This window comes from Candidatus Neomarinimicrobiota bacterium (assembly GCA_036476315.1).
Taxonomy (GTDB): Bacteria; Fidelibacterota; Marinisomatia; order Marinisomatales; family S15-B10; genus JAZGBI01.
In genome coordinates this window covers 17141-31343 of sequence record JAZGBI010000074.1, presented here as the reverse complement: position 1 = coordinate 31343, position 14203 = coordinate 17141, and the positions used below count along the sequence as shown (strand labels likewise).

At 51.2% G+C, this 14203-nt stretch carries 10 protein-coding genes; 7 read left to right on the top strand and 3 right to left on the bottom strand.

The annotated features are described in order from the left end of the window. Positions 1-44: 44 nt before the first annotated feature. Entirely contained in the window at positions 45-1931 is a 1887-nt protein-coding gene (locus tag V3U24_07535; protein ID MEE9167293.1) for a hypothetical protein, read from the top strand. Between the two features lie 2 nt (positions 1932-1933). Here V3U24_07535 and V3U24_07530 read toward each other — a convergent pair whose 3' ends face one another. Continuing rightward, positions 1934-3061: an AI-2E family transporter gene (locus V3U24_07530; GenBank protein ID MEE9167292.1), complete on the bottom strand. Its 1128-nt coding sequence runs from the start codon at positions 3059-3061 to the stop codon at positions 1934-1936. Between the two features lie 2 nt (positions 3062-3063). Next, positions 3064-3570 carry a cyclic nucleotide-binding domain-containing protein gene (locus V3U24_07525; GenBank protein ID MEE9167291.1) on the bottom strand — a complete coding sequence of 169 codons (507 nt, stop codon included), beginning with the start codon at positions 3568-3570 and terminating at the stop codon, positions 3064-3066. A 445-nt stretch (positions 3571-4015) separates the two neighbouring features. Between V3U24_07525 and V3U24_07520 the strand changes: the two genes are divergently transcribed. The 6 genes from V3U24_07520 to V3U24_07495 all read left to right on the top strand — a co-directional run bounded on the left by V3U24_07520 (position 4016) and on the right by V3U24_07495 (position 10971). Beyond that, positions 4016-5221, top strand: coding sequence for a peptidoglycan DD-metalloendopeptidase family protein (locus V3U24_07520; protein MEE9167290.1), 1206 nt, complete (start codon positions 4016-4018; stop codon positions 5219-5221). After that, on the top strand, positions 5203-6387 hold the full coding sequence (locus V3U24_07515; protein ID MEE9167289.1) for a DNA polymerase III subunit: 1185 nt from the start codon (positions 5203-5205) through the stop codon (positions 6385-6387). The genes V3U24_07520 and V3U24_07515 overlap by 19 nt, the downstream gene beginning before the upstream one ends. Before the next feature lies 1 nt (position 6388). Further along, complete coding sequence (gene metG / locus V3U24_07510) at positions 6389-8287, top strand: methionine--tRNA ligase (GenBank protein ID MEE9167288.1); 1899 nt, start codon at positions 6389-6391, stop codon at positions 8285-8287. Positions 8288-8468: 181 nt separating this feature from the next. Next, complete coding sequence (locus tag V3U24_07505) at positions 8469-9230, top strand: TatD family hydrolase (GenBank protein MEE9167287.1); 762 nt, start codon at positions 8469-8471, stop codon at positions 9228-9230. After that, positions 9227-10021, top strand: coding sequence for a 16S rRNA (adenine(1518)-N(6)/adenine(1519)-N(6))-dimethyltransferase RsmA (gene rsmA, locus V3U24_07500; protein MEE9167286.1), 795 nt, complete (start codon positions 9227-9229; stop codon positions 10019-10021). The genes V3U24_07505 and rsmA overlap by 4 nt, the downstream gene beginning before the upstream one ends. Positions 10022-10044: 23 nt before the next feature. Then, complete coding sequence (locus V3U24_07495) at positions 10045-10971, top strand: proline dehydrogenase family protein (GenBank protein ID MEE9167285.1); 927 nt, start codon at positions 10045-10047, stop codon at positions 10969-10971. On the opposite strand, the gene V3U24_07490 is transcribed toward V3U24_07495, so the two are convergent. After that, positions 10960-14160, bottom strand: coding sequence for an amidohydrolase family protein (locus tag V3U24_07490; protein ID MEE9167284.1), 3201 nt, complete (start codon positions 14158-14160; stop codon positions 10960-10962). The two genes, V3U24_07495 and V3U24_07490, sit on opposite strands and share 12 nt — an antisense overlap. Positions 14161-14203 lie beyond the last annotated feature (43 nt).

Below are 14203 nucleotides of genomic sequence, written 5' to 3'. Positions count from 1 at the left end.
AATTGTCTTGAATAATTATTAGGGTTCTGGTATTTTGTTTTTCCATGGTAAGAGAGGAGTTCCATATCTCCCAGTCTGTGTGGATCGCACTTTTCCTGCTCGTCCCGGTCTTTTCCGGGGGCACGGTGGGAGAATCCCACGCAGGCGTTTACGACCCTCAGAAGGACAGGAAATCCTGGTTTAGTTTCCTGTCTCCCGGCCAACACTTTGCATCCATAAAGCGGGGGGACAGCCGGTTGTTTGAGGCAGTTTTCCGGCCTCTGGAGTTCAAGCAGCCCATCGTCACGATGCCGGTTGAAGGACGATACGGAATTGGATTCTACGGCCGGAAGGGATTCAATCCCGTGGAATTCAATTCGAGCTTGATCACTTACGAACCGGGTACCGCAGAAATTATTGAAAAGATAGATCTGTCCGGGCGAATGGGGTCATTCTTGGAAGTGGATGCTTTCCAGACCAACCTCTCACATCTTCTGTTGAAGAAAAGTTATCTTGATGTCCTGACGGGTCTCGGGTTCCGCTATTCATCCATCTACGGTATTCCCGATATTGAGCTGCTCGCGATTTCAGGTCCCCCGGAGGTTCCGTCATCGTGGGATCAGGAAAAGAAATTCTCTCCAACAGTGATGGAAGGCAATCTGGTCACATCGCTCATTATGCAGTGGAAACCCAAGTGGTTCCTTCATCTGAAGTATTCATACGGTCTGAACCGTACGCGGTTCTATCGCGATGACAATATAGACAGAAAACCTTTTGGCACGGGAAGGAGTGCCACTGTCTCACTGGGGCTTAAGTATGTTCTCGAATCTGAGACGGAGGCCCGGTATGCATGGGGACTGGAATTACGGCACATCTATCACAAAGTGACCACCGTTCCTGATCCTGAATATGAAACGAAAATCTCCGGTTTTCATTTGCCAACTATCGGTCTCTATTTCACATTTGGAGCCTTTTACGGTGGGCGTACCACTGTTGGAGACGAAGGTAAGAAGGATTTCCTGAAAGGAGACTACGTGTCAGCCCGGCGCAAGCTGTTAAGTTTCGTGAACAAGTATCCAGATCATACCCGTATTAAGAGGGCCCGGAGTCTTGTTCAGCTCTGCGAAAGAAGGATTCCAGAGCAGCTCTACGCTGAAGGTATTCAGCTCGCCGGGAAGGAGAAGATGGACAGAGCTCTGGAGAAATTTGTTAAGGCGAGCCTTACTTCGGATGCTGCATTGAAGAGGAAGATTCGCGTGGAGATAGAGGGAGTCGCCGATTATTACCTGGAGGCGGCAAACACGTTATTCGATAGCCGGAAGGATGAAGATGCCTTGCGATTAGCCCGCAGGGCCGCGTCAGTTTCCGACCGGTCACGGGAATCGTTGCGACTTCTCGAAGGGAGAATCCTTTTCAGGCAGGGCAAAGATCTTGCACTGCGGGGATTTTACCCCATGGCACTCAGGAAGTTCTCCCGTGGTTTTGAGCTGGCTCCCTCTTTGCGAGAGGATATACGGGAAGCCGAACTCGAAGTGGCAGCCAAAATGCTTGAAGACGTCAACAAGGCCTCAGATGAGGGGTCGTTGAGATTGGCTCTTCAATCTCTCTACACAGTCCGTGAAATCCTCGGCACCTCTGATCCTTCGATGGATAGAATCATCGAGCGGCTGGAAGGTCAACTTTCCCATCTCGATGAGATCCTCTTGAGGTATACTCTTCAGGAGCAGATGGATGAAGCCAGAGAGGAGAGGGCCAGAGGTCATGCTCCCAGAGTGCAACGGGGCATGCTCGTTGCCGAGGTGCAGGCGATCCTGGGAGATCCCTATGAGGTAGTCGAGCGGGTCGATGACAGACAACACAATCATCAAATGTGGATTTACCACGTGCCGGAAGAGAAAAAGAGATTCTACTATTTTGAAGACTACGTTCTCTACAGGATAGAGGAGGAGTAGGGCTAGAGAAGATGGGCGTTCCTCACCGCCCACATGATCTCGCTGGTGATTACCTTGATGGTTCCCGCCGCCGGTACGGCCACAAGCATACCCAATGGTCCCATGAGGTTCGCTCCTATGAGTAGGGCCATGATGACCACAATGGGGTGCATACCCACACTTTGACCCACAAGTTTCGGTGTAACAAGATTGTTATCAATCTGTTGAACGATGAAAAACATGACGACGATGGAGATGATGACTACGAGGAGGTGCCCTGCTGGTCCGCCGTCCGTTCCCAGATGGTTCATGATGGCAATGAGAACGGCGGGAACCATCCCAACAAAGGGCCCAACGAGTGGAATCAAATTCGCGAGACCGGCGATGACGCCTATGAATACGATGAGCGAAAGATTCGCATCCACCAGCAGATTGAGAAGAAACAGTCCGATGACAGACATGGCGGCCACACTTGACGCGGCAAGAAGTTGGCCGTGGAGGTAGCTGCTGACCTGTTTTTCAATATTTCGAACGAGCCGGATTCCCAGTTCCAGATATTTGTTGGGGATAAACTTCACGAGGGTTCGCTTGAAGTTGTGGTATTCATATAGAATGATGATGGTAAAAAGGAGAAGCATAATGGCAAAGAAGAGGAACGAACCGATTGCTCCAGTCAGTTGGGAGAGCTTTTCAATCACGGTATTGACGTAGCGGCTGATTTCTGCCGCCCCAAAGCCTCCGTCTGTTCCTCCTCCCATGTATTCCTGAATAAAGCCCTGGACAAAGGTGGGTGATGCGTCCACCACGGCCTCCCTGAGCTGTTGAAGTCCTTGAACGAGTTGTTCCTGATCAAGATCTAGAGCGATGGTTCGTGCTTCCTGTGAGAGTTGGACAATGAAACTGAAGAGGAAAAGGGAAATCACTGCGAGAAGTGTCACAACCGTGGACATAACAGCCAGGGCACGGCTTTTCATTCTTCCTTCAAGCCAATCAACGATGGGAAGCAGGATAGTCGTGAAGAGGAACGCAAAAACCAGCAGAAAAACGATTCCGGATATGTAAGGCCAGATAATATAGAGAAATCCCAGGGCGAGCAGAATGAGAAGAAGGTGGTAGAACCGCAAGATGGGGTCCTTGGCTGAGGTCTTCACGATTAAACTTTGGACTGCGCTTCTTCGAGGAGTTCGTTTGTTTTTCTCAGTCTCTCACCGATGATTCTCGCAACGTTGAACAGGATTTTGGCTCCCAGGTCCGGTTTTCGCTTCAATATGTCCGTCAGGTCCGGGCGGAAGAAACCCAGGAGTTCGGAGTGATCTCTTGAAATGGCACTCGCGGAGCGAGGTTCCCTGTCAAGCAGTGACAGATCTCCGAAGAAGTCGCCTTCTTTCAGGGAGGCCATGAGGTTCTCTTCTCCGTTTTCACTCTCAACAAGGATATCGATCTTGCCCTGGAGAATGATGTATAGTCCTTCGCCGGGAGCGTTCTTCCGGAACACGTATTCGTCAGGCTTGTATGCTCTCAGGTGGACGAGTTTTTCAATTTCAAGGAGTTCTTTTGCCTCGAGATTTTCGAAAATAGGCACGTGTTTCATGGCCAGGACTTCTCTGCTCTCTTTCCCGGATCTGCCCCGGAAGATATTTTCCCAAACTGCGCTCTTCACGTTTCCCTCCTATGTGATAACCGGAGATCCAAAATAGTCACGGTTCCTTCATTTGTCAAGAGGTTTGGCGTAGTAACTGACGGTGAAACCACAGATTACCCCGCTTACTGCCTGCCAGCCACCGCGAACGTGGAGCAGGCTGGCGGGACAGGCACAGCTTTCACTAATAGCTTAAAAACAACAGAAGGGCCACATCAAAACCACACCTGCCCGCCCTCCCTACCAGGAGGGAGCAGGCGGGGAGGAGACAGAGTAGTACAATGAACATAACCTTTGAGATAGAAATGTTCGCAGGACAGACTGCAAGAACACAACCGGAAGCATAACCACAAAAAGGTCTCTGGTGTCAAGTTTATTTACTCTGTGGTCTCTGTGGTTCTCTGAACAGGCGAGGCTTCGTGGGAAAAGAATTGATAATCACTGAGGGACAATCTATTTTCCCGCTGTGGATTCAAACGCGAAACTCATCCTTTTCCTGTTGCTGGCAGTTCCCCCCGTATTGACTCCCCAGATCGAGGACATCGACGAAGATATCCAATTTCATTCCCGGGAATTGGATCTGATAAGGAACGAAATTCGTGACTTCCAGAGGCGCATCAGGGAGACATCGGCCAGAGAGAAGAGCACTCTCGACAAGTTAGAAGAAATCGACGAAGAGATCTCTCTGGTGAGGAATTTGCTTTACCGCCTGAAAAAGGAGGAAAAGTCGAAGCGGGAGACTGTTGTTCAGATGGAATCCGAGATTGAGGAGAAACAGCGCCAGTATGGGGATCTCAAGAAGCGGTACGCCCGGCGAGTGACCAATGTCTACAAGAAAGGTCGTTTGTCGGACATTGAGATTCTCCTGGATTCCGACTCGTGGCGTCAGGCCATCTACCGGTCGAAATACTTGAAGATCATTTCCGATTACGATAAAACCCTGGGCCGTGAGATAAGAGAAACGCTTCAGGATATTTCCGGCAAAAGGGCCTCTCTTAATAGAGAGCTTACGGATATGGAGAAAATCGACCGGGAAAAATCGGTTCGCAAGAAGTGGCTGGAGAATAGAAGAAGAATGAGAAACCGTGAGTTGGCACAATTGAAAAGGAACCGCCAGGAGTTTTCCAATGCTATCAATGAGAGGCAGAAAGCAGCCCGGGAATTAGAGTCGATCATCACCGAACTCGAGCGCGATAAGGAGAAGGAGGCACGCCTGGCTGAGCTCGAACGGATGAGGCGCGAAGAACAGCTCGTTGGGAGAGTCGACTTCTCCTTGCTGAAAGGGAAACTGCCATGGCCCGTGAAAGGGAAGATCGTATCGCACTTCGGGAGCCACCGAAACCCGACATTGAAAACCGTGACGGAAAACACTGGAATCGATATTAAGGGCCCTGCTGGCAGACAGGTTCGGGCCGTATACGATGGCATTGTCACCACGGTTACTTACATCCGGGGTTACGGAAACACCGTTATCATCGATCATGGAGACGGCTTTTACACGGTATATACTCATGTCACGGACGTGGAAGTGGGGGAGAACGATTATATAAAAGCCCGTGACGTAATTGCCCATGTGGGGGATTCCGGGTCCTTTGATGGTGCAAAGCTTCATTTCGAAATCTGGGGCAATCGGAAGAAACTGGATCCTGAACAATGGCTGAGGAAGTCCTAGCTGACATGCCGGACAAAGGGAATTTCCGGTCACTGGTTGACCAGCAGGCCGTATGGGATCGCCTCACGGCGGCATTTCGGAATGGCCGTATCTCCAGTGCCTATCTGTTCCAGGGGCCGGCAGGCACAGGAAAGGAGGGATTTGCCCTGAAATTTGCAGCCCTTCTGAATTGCAGAAATCCGGGAAAGGATCCGTGTGGTGAGTGTCCCTCCTGCACAAAATTCGGTGCTCTGCAACATCCGAATCTTACACTGGTGGTACCCCTGCCCCGTGACAGGGACATCAAAAAGGACGACCCGCCTGCCAGGGCGCTATCCGACAAAACGCTGGCCACGCTCCAGAAACTCACAGCAAAGAAGGGCTCGGATCCATACTGCAAGATCGACCTGCCGCGGGCGAACACAATCCTCCTGGTTTCAATTCGATACATCCGGAAAAAAATCTACCTCAAATCGATTGAATCCGGGCGGAAGATGATTATTCTGTTTGATGCTCACAAACTGATGACTCAACAGGCTGAATCGGGCAATGCGCTGCTCAAGATTCTGGAAGAACCACCGGCGGATACAACATTTGTTCTTACCACAGAGTATCCGGAAAGGCTGTCTGAAACCATCCGTTCCCGGTGTCAGGGCATCTACTTCCCACCTGTTCCCGAAAAAGATATCGTTCATCTTCTGACAGAAACCATGGGAAAGGAGGAATCAGAAGCTCTTCTCATCGCTCATTTTTCACAGGGTAACGTGAGGACGGCCCGGAGTCTCGCCAGGGAAAAGCTGGAAGAATTGGACGCTCTTCTGGACTCTTTGATAGACTGGACCACGTCCGGTTCAGGATCAGGCTGGCGGAGTTTTCTGCATCATGGAATCTCGGTCTACAGGACGGATGCCGGCGAGTTCTCCTTTCATTTGCAGCTTCTGAGCTACTGGTTCCGCGATGCCATGTACCTTCAAAAGGGAGATGGAGATGCTGAATTGATCCTGGGAAGACGTGAGGCACGGATACGGGAGTTTGCGAAGAAATACCCGGATGCGAATTTCCCGGAAATCATTTCATCGGTTGAAACCTGCACCCACTCCCTTTCCAGAAACCGCAACATAAATCTGGTCCTTACCAATCTGCTGCTTGACATTGAACTGAATCTCAAGGGAGGCGGGGTGGAATAGTATGGGCAAGTTTTTCGTGACAACTCCAATCTACTATGTGAATGATGAGCCCCATATCGGTCATGCCTATACGACCGTCCTCGCAGATGTTCTGGCACGGTATTACAAAGAGAGGGGCGATGACGTTTTTTTCCTCACGGGGACCGATGAGCATGGGCAGAAAGTGTTCAGAGCTGCCCGGGATCGGGGTATGGAACCAAAGCAGCATTGCGATGAAACGGTGGTCCGGTTCAAGGATTTGTGGGAAAAGCTCAATATTAACTACACTCACTTCATCCGTACCACGGACCCGGAACACGAAAAAGTGGTCAAGCAGATCCTGCAAACCATCTACGATAAGGGAGACATCTATTTTGATGAGTACAGTGGATACTACTGTATCGAATGTGAGCGTTTCTACACGGAGAAGGAGCTGCAGGGGCCGTCATCGGACGTCCCTGCAGAATGTCCGATCCACCGGACTGAGCTGAAGGTCATCTCAGAAGAAAACTATTTCTTCAAGATGAGCAATTACCGACAACGCCTGATTGACCATATCGGCGACCACCCCCAGTTCATCCTACCCGACTTCCGTCGAAATGAGGTCCTGGGCTTTCTAAAGCAACCTTTGGGCGACCTCTGCATTTCGCGTCCGAAATCACGCCTTTCGTGGGGAATTGAACTCCCTTTTGACAGCGACTACGTCACTTATGTCTGGTTTGACGCCCTGATAAACTACGTCAGTGCCATCGGTGTAACGGAAAACGATTCACTGTTCAGGAAGTGGTGGCCAGCAAACTATCATCTCATTGGCAAGGACATCCTGACCACCCATGCCGTCTACTGGCCCACCATGTTATTCGCGGCTGATATTGCTCAGCCGGAGACAATCTTCGCTCATGGATGGTGGCTCAGCGAGGATTTCAAGATGTCCAAGTCCATGGGAAATGTTGTTCGACCGCTGGATCTCATAGAAGAGTTCGGTGTGGATCCGGTGAGGTATTTTCTGATGCGTGACATGGTGTTGGGTCAGGACGCCAATTTCTCACTTGAGGCCTTCGTTCGGCGGTATAATAGCGATCTGGCGAACGATCTTGGGAATCTTGTGGGTCGCATCTGTGCACTCATAAGGAGTCACTTCGCTGGGGAAATTCCCCCTTCGGGAGATCTGGGTGAGGAGGAAGTCACGTTGCGTCGTCATGGGGAACGGGTGGCGTCAGTGGCCCATGATCAGGTTGAAAGGATGCGGATCAGCGCGGCAGTGGAGGAGGTTCTTCAATTCGTCCGGGTGATCAACCGCTACATGGAAAGAAGGGAACCGTGGAAGCTTGTGAGATCAGACAAAGAGAGAGCCGGGACGGTGCTCTATTTCGCCGCGGAGTCGTTGAGGATCGTACTTCAGCAGCTCCACCCGATCATGCCAGCGAGAACGGAGAAGATGCTTGAGATGATAGGGGTGAGCGAGCCGGACTTCATGGATCATGAATGGGGAAAGTTGGAACGTGGGGCACCTTTGGGATCATTCGAGGTCCCATTCCCAAGAATAGAATTAGAGAAGAAATCAGTGAAGATAGAGGAGGAAGGGATGACACGAGAGGAGATTGCTATTGAAGACTTCGCGAAGCTCGATCTGAGAACGGCTGAAGTTGTGGCGGCTGAAGCGGTGAGTGGAACAGACAAACTCGTCAAACTTCAAATCAGGATCGGTGAGGACGAACGCCAGATCGTGGCGGGTATCGCGGAACATTATTCCCCGGAAAAGTTGGTGGGAAAGATGATCGTTGTACTTACAAACCTCAAATCCGCGGTAATCCGGGGCGAGGAGTCGAAGGGGATGCTTCTTGCGGCGAGCGGTGAAAATTCCATTATTCTGCTAACCGTGGACGATCCCGACATAGGATCAGGAGCCAGGATTTCGTAATTGACAATTGACGATGGACTATGGACAATTGAATATTGACGATAGAGAATTGTTCCGTAGGAACTCCTTTGGAGGAGAAATGGAGAGATGTCGAACATTGACAATTGAATATTGAGAATAATTTATTACAGGTTTCGCTACTTCGGTCTTCAATAAAAAATAGTCAATAGAAAATAGTCAATTGTATACCGACACTCACGCGCATCTTTACCACGGTGGACTTGAAAAAGAGCTCGACGCTGTCATGGAAAGGGCTGAGAAAGCCGGGGTGGAAAAAATTGTGTGCGTGGGGACGGATCTGGAAACATCCAGGAAATCGATAACCTTTTCCGAGCGGTACCCGGGCATATTTGCCACCGTGGGAATTCATCCCCATGACGCCAAAGAGGCTCCCGGAGCCTACCTGGATGAGATTCGCGATCTTGCCGCTCACGATGGCGTCGTGGGTATCGGAGAAACCGGCCTCGATTTCTATCGGAATCTATCTCCCCCTGAGATCCAGGTGGAGATCTTCCGAGGCCAGTTGGAACTGGCCGATGAACTGGATCTGCCGGTGATTGTCCACAATCGAGATGCAGACGAAGCACTGCTCAGGACCATAGAATCGGTTGGGCAGAGAAAAGGGGTGATGCACTGTTTCACAGGTACCTTCGAGATGGCGGAAAAATCTCTCGTACTTGGCTTCAAGATTTCCTTCACCGGAATCATCACATACGGCAATGAAACAATTGAATCCGTCGTGAGAGGAGTCCCTCTGGAATCGATGATGATTGAAACAGACTCACCCTTTCTATCACCTGTTCCAGTGAGACGAAGGCGTAACGAACCCGCTCATGTTCCGTATGTGGCGTCGAGAATCGCAGAAATCAAGGGGGAGTCACTGGAAACGGTTGCCCATGCGACACGAGAGACGGCTTCACGTTTCTTTGACTTGCCCGGGTGAACCCTTATTCGCGGAAACGGTGGGGTCAGCATTTCCTCTCCGACAGAAATCTCCTCTTGAAACTTGTGCGGATCATCGATCCCGAACCGGGCGATTCCATTATTGAGATCGGTCCGGGAGAAGGCGCTTTGACTCAGCTCCTGGTGCCAAAAGTAAAAGAGCTGATAGGAGTGGAAATCGATGGAAACTTGTTCGACACCCTCGAGTCTAACCCAGCCTTCGCGCGGTGTACATTCTTGAATCGCGATTTCCTTGAGATTGATCTCTCCTCACTGTCATTGACCGGAGATAGATTACGAGTAGTGGGAAACATTCCTTATAACATTACGTCGCCGGTCATCTTCAGACTTCTCGAAGAACCGTCGCGATGGTGGGACATCCACCTGATGGTCCAGAAGGAGGTGGCCGACCGGTTAACCGCTACTCCCGGTGGGAAGGTGTACGGTCGTCTCACCGTGATGGTCCAGGCCTACATGAACGTTCGTCAGGTCCTCAACGTCCCCCCTGAAGTATTCATTCCGAAACCCAGGGTACGATCCGCAGTTGTTGCCTTGAAGAGTCATAAACGATTTGACCTCGATGATCACACCGCCAGTGTACTCGAAGAAACCGTCAGAAAGGCATTTTCGCAAAGACGCAAAATGCTCAAGAATTCGTTACGAGAAATCTTATCTGATTTAAAAGGGGATGTTGACCTGGATCTTTCCATGAGACCGGAAATGCTGACCGTGGGTGATTTCATCGATCTCGCCCGACGTTTTTCCGAGGCTCGACTTCAGAATATGCAGTAGGTGTGTGGGAATCGATGGGGTTGATGAGGAGTCTGCTCCTCCGGGCATCTGAGAATCCGACCATTGCCCACACATTTCCTCGATATCCTTCTGTTCGCAGAGCTGTCACTCGTTTTATGCCGGGAGAGAAACTCGCCGACGCCTTGAAAGAGGCAGCCGTACTCCGAGAAAGCAATATTTCAACAGTACTCACATACTTGGGAGAAGACGTCAGCGAGCTGACTGAGGCCAGGAGGGTGACGGATCACTACCATGAAGTTCTGGACAGGATCAGCAAGCATCATCTCGATTGCCATATTTCGGTCAAGCTCACTCAGCTAGGACTCGTTTTCGACAGGGAGTTCTGTTTATCCAATCTCATGTCTCTGGTGGAGCAAGCCGCCGATCTGGACAATTTTGTCTGGATAGATATGGAAGAGAGTTGCTACGTGGATGCAACTCTAACCATGCATCGACGCGTGAAGTCGCATTATTCCAGCGTTGGAGTCTGTCTTCAGTCTTATCTCTTTCGCACGTCAAACGATTTTGGGAGCCTCCGCTCCTTGGAGTCGGCTATTCGTCTGGTCAAGGGTGCCTATGCCGAGCCGCCAGATGTCGCCTATCCTCGCAAGAAAGAAGTGGATGAAAACTTCCTGGTTCTCGCCACGTCAATGCTTCAGGGGGTTCGGGAGGGCGGCTTAGGAGCCGCGTTTGCAACCCACGACCTCAAGCTGATTCGGCGCATTTGTGAGGAGGCAAGTTTCAGGGGAATTCCAGGAGAACTTCTGGAATTTCAGATGTTATACGGGATCAAGAGTGAGGAGCAGGCTCGGTTAGTCCGGCAAGGATACGGAGTTCGCGTGCTCATAAGTTACGGGTCCGCCTGGTTTCCATGGTACATGCGACGCCTTGCTGAACGACCGGCAAATATATTCTTTCTGGTGCGAAACCTTTTCCCGCTATTCTCGTAATTCCCACCAGAACGCTCTCCGCTGCCGGGTTTCCGGCGCAATTTCGTTCATGGTAGAGGCATTGAACAGCCGGCCATTGAGCATGACCATTTCAACAGAATCAGAATTCCTGATATTCTCCAGGGGATTCTTCCCGAGGACCACCAGGTCTGCCAGTTTCCCTTCCTCCAAGCTTCCCAGGTCCAGGTCCAATCCGATGTAGGCCGCTCCGTTCAACGTGGATGCTCTCAAGGCTTCAAGAGGCGTCATTCCGCCCTGAGCCAGCATCCACATTTCCCAGTGGACCCCCAGTCCCACGAGCTGACCATGGGCGCCGTTATTGACTCTTACGCCGTAGTCTGCGAGTGCTTTGGCTGCTTTGGCATTCTCGATGTAATTATAGTCGTTATCCTCCACCATCATTCTGCGCCGACCCACCTCGTCAAGCAATTCCTCTGGCATGTAGGTCAGAAGGCGTTCATGTTCGAAAACCTTTTGGTGCTGGTACCAGTAGTTCTCTCCCCAGAGTCCCCCGTAACTCACAATAAGGGTGGGAGTGTATCCTACGCCGCTCGTGCCATAGAGTGTCAACACGTCCTTGTACAGAGGCGAAACTGGGATAGAGTGTTCGATGCCTGTGTGACCATCCACAATCATGTTCATATTGTGTTGAAATGTGGAACCTCCCTCGGGTAGAACCATCATTCCGATTTCACGCGCCGCTTTCAGAACCTGCTGACGTTGAGCCCGCCGGGGTTGATTGTAGGACTTCGCGCTGAACGCACCAAACGCTCGCAGCCTTCTGAGATGGGATTTTGCGTCCTCAAGTGAATTTACTTCCGCCGTAAATCCAGTTTCCGCTCCATAGAGAATCATTCCCGTGGAATAAACCCGTGGGGCCAGGATTTCTCCCGCCTTCTGCAACTCAGAGTTGGCGAAGACGATTTCCGTATCGTTGGACGGATCGTGAGTGGTGGTAACGCCAAAAGCGAGGTTCGCCAGATAATGCCAGTTCTGCTGGCTCGACAGGCCATCCCAGTTGAGGCTCATGTGAGAATGGACATCCACGAAACCCGGGATGACTGTCTTTCCCGAAACATCAATCTTTTTTGTGAATCGGGGCACCTTTATCTCCGAAGCGGAGCCGATCTTTTCAATACGGTTCCCTTCAATCACTATGATTCCGTTCTCGATGATTCCGGGTTCTCCCATGGTGATGATCCGGGCGCCCATCAAGGCTATTCTCCCGTCGGGAATGTCACCCTTTTCCTTCCATCCAAGCTGGATGCCAGCGGAATCGGGTTCAGGAAGGGAGTCCGGTGCCCCCTCAACAAAAGTAAACATTTCTCTGAGTGGGCGTGAAAACAGTTCAGCCCCAAGTGTCCAGTAAACGGACTTACTGTCATTTGACCAGTGTACACCGAATCCCGAATCCCGCGTCACTTTCGCGATGGGTAGCGAGGTTGTTTTGGGAGACAGCTTGATCTGTTTTCCGGTATGAGGAAACTGGGCGACATAGATGTGGAACCGCTCAATGAATGCGATCCATTCTTCATCGGGTGAGACGGCCCAGGAGTGGGCATGTTGCGATGCGGCCAGCACTCTGCGGTCCTTGCCATTCAGATCCACACTGACGAGGGCCTGATCCTCTCCTTCACGAGCGTGCAGCGTGATACGCTTTCCATCTCTGCTGAACCGGGGATGGGTCCCCTCGTCCGTTACAAACCGTGCCCTTCTCCCGCTTCTGGGGACCATGTGAATTCCGGGTTTCATGGTATTCTCAAACCCCCGAAGCCAGTTTCCGGTACCCCGTCTGTAGACCAGGAACTTGCCATCCGGAGACCAAGAGGGATCAAAATAGTGGCCGGGAGAAATATCAAGTTTGGCTGCTTTCCCCCCTTTGCTACTAACAACGGAAATGCCGCCCGCGCCCCCATCTTTCCATGTTGTAAAAGCCACCTCTTTTCCGCTGGGGGACCAAGCCGGTTGAAATTCAAAGATATCCTCAGACGACGTTAACAACTTCCGGTCTGACCCATCCTTATTTGCCACGTAGAGTCGACCCAGGGCCTGAAACACCACTTTTTCCCCATCGGGACTTACTCTGAGATGCCTAATAACGCGGACCTGGAAATCCGGATCACCCACGCTGACTGGGAATCGAATCGCTTCGGTTATCGTCTGCTTCACATTCACGGTGAACGGAATCTGTTGAGCACTCCCCGTCTCCACTTCCACCTTCCACAAACGTCCTTTCGCAGAAATGACGATGTGTCGGCCATCAGGCGTCCAGCTGTAACCTGGATGGACGCCAAAGATCGCCCACGTTTCCTGGGCATCTCTGTTAAGTTTGTCAAAGACCTTTCTTTCATTCCCGGTGGTAAGATCTTTGACAAAAAGGACGGTCTTCAAACCGACGCGCCGCACAAATGCAACCGTTTTGCCGTCAGGCGAAATCTGGGGCGTCGCTGCACCGCCGGGACCGCCCACGATTTGCTTTCGTTCACCCGTGATCAAATCTACCCTTTCGATGGCGTAGATCCCTTCATAGGGATTCCGGTTGTATTCAAACCTCTCTCCGGGACTCGCATCCTGTGAAAAATAGAGAAAGCGTCCGTCAGGACTCACATCCGGCTCGCCGGCATCGTGCTGCCAATCCCTTTTTTCAGTCAGCTGTACCCCATCACCTCCGGAAATATGGTACATCCACATTTCACCAGCGCCAAGGGAGCGGGTTTTTACAAAATGTTTTCGCGCTACAATGTATCGACCGTCTGGCATGAAGACGGGATTGTTCAAAAGACGGAAATCTTCTTTCGTAACCTCCTTGGGATCGGAACCATCCCGGTTCATGCTCCATATGTTGTCTCCTCCTCCTCGATCAGATGTGAATGCGATTTTGTCGCCATGGGGACTGAAGGCGGGCTGAACATCCCACGCGGGCCCTGAGGTGAGAGCCTTTGCCACTCCGCCCGTTAGGGGAATGACATAGATATCACCCAGAAGGTCGAAGACAATCTCCTTCCCATCGGGTGAAACGTCACAACTTATCCAGGTTCCTTCATCCGTCGTGAACTCCAGTTCAGACGTGGTACCGTGGGCGACAGTGACGTCCCATTTTTCTTCTTCGGCGTTTGATGAGTCGGATTGGGCAAACACCAGTGTTGCAAGGATCAAGAAACCGACACTTAGCCACACCTTCTCATTCATGTTTGCTTCCCTTTTACAGAATGGTTGACCATTTTGTCTGGAA

Excerpts from the sequence above, each read along its gene's own strand:
- V3U24_07515 (MEE9167289.1), top strand. The coding sequence starts at position 5,203 with ATGGCTGAGGAAGTCCTAGCTGACATGCCGGACAAAGGGAATTTCCGG.
- V3U24_07495 (MEE9167285.1), top strand. The coding sequence starts at position 10,045 with ATGAGGAGTCTGCTCCTCCGGGCATCTGAGAATCCGACCATTGCCCAC.
- V3U24_07535 (MEE9167293.1), top strand. The coding sequence starts at position 45 with ATGGTAAGAGAGGAGTTCCATATCTCCCAGTCTGTGTGGATCGCACTT.
- metG (MEE9167288.1), top strand. The coding sequence starts at position 6,389 with ATGGGCAAGTTTTTCGTGACAACTCCAATCTACTATGTGAATGATGAG.
- V3U24_07490 (MEE9167284.1), bottom strand. The coding sequence starts at position 14,160 with ATGAATGAGAAGGTGTGGCTAAGTGTCGGTTTCTTGATCCTTGCAACA.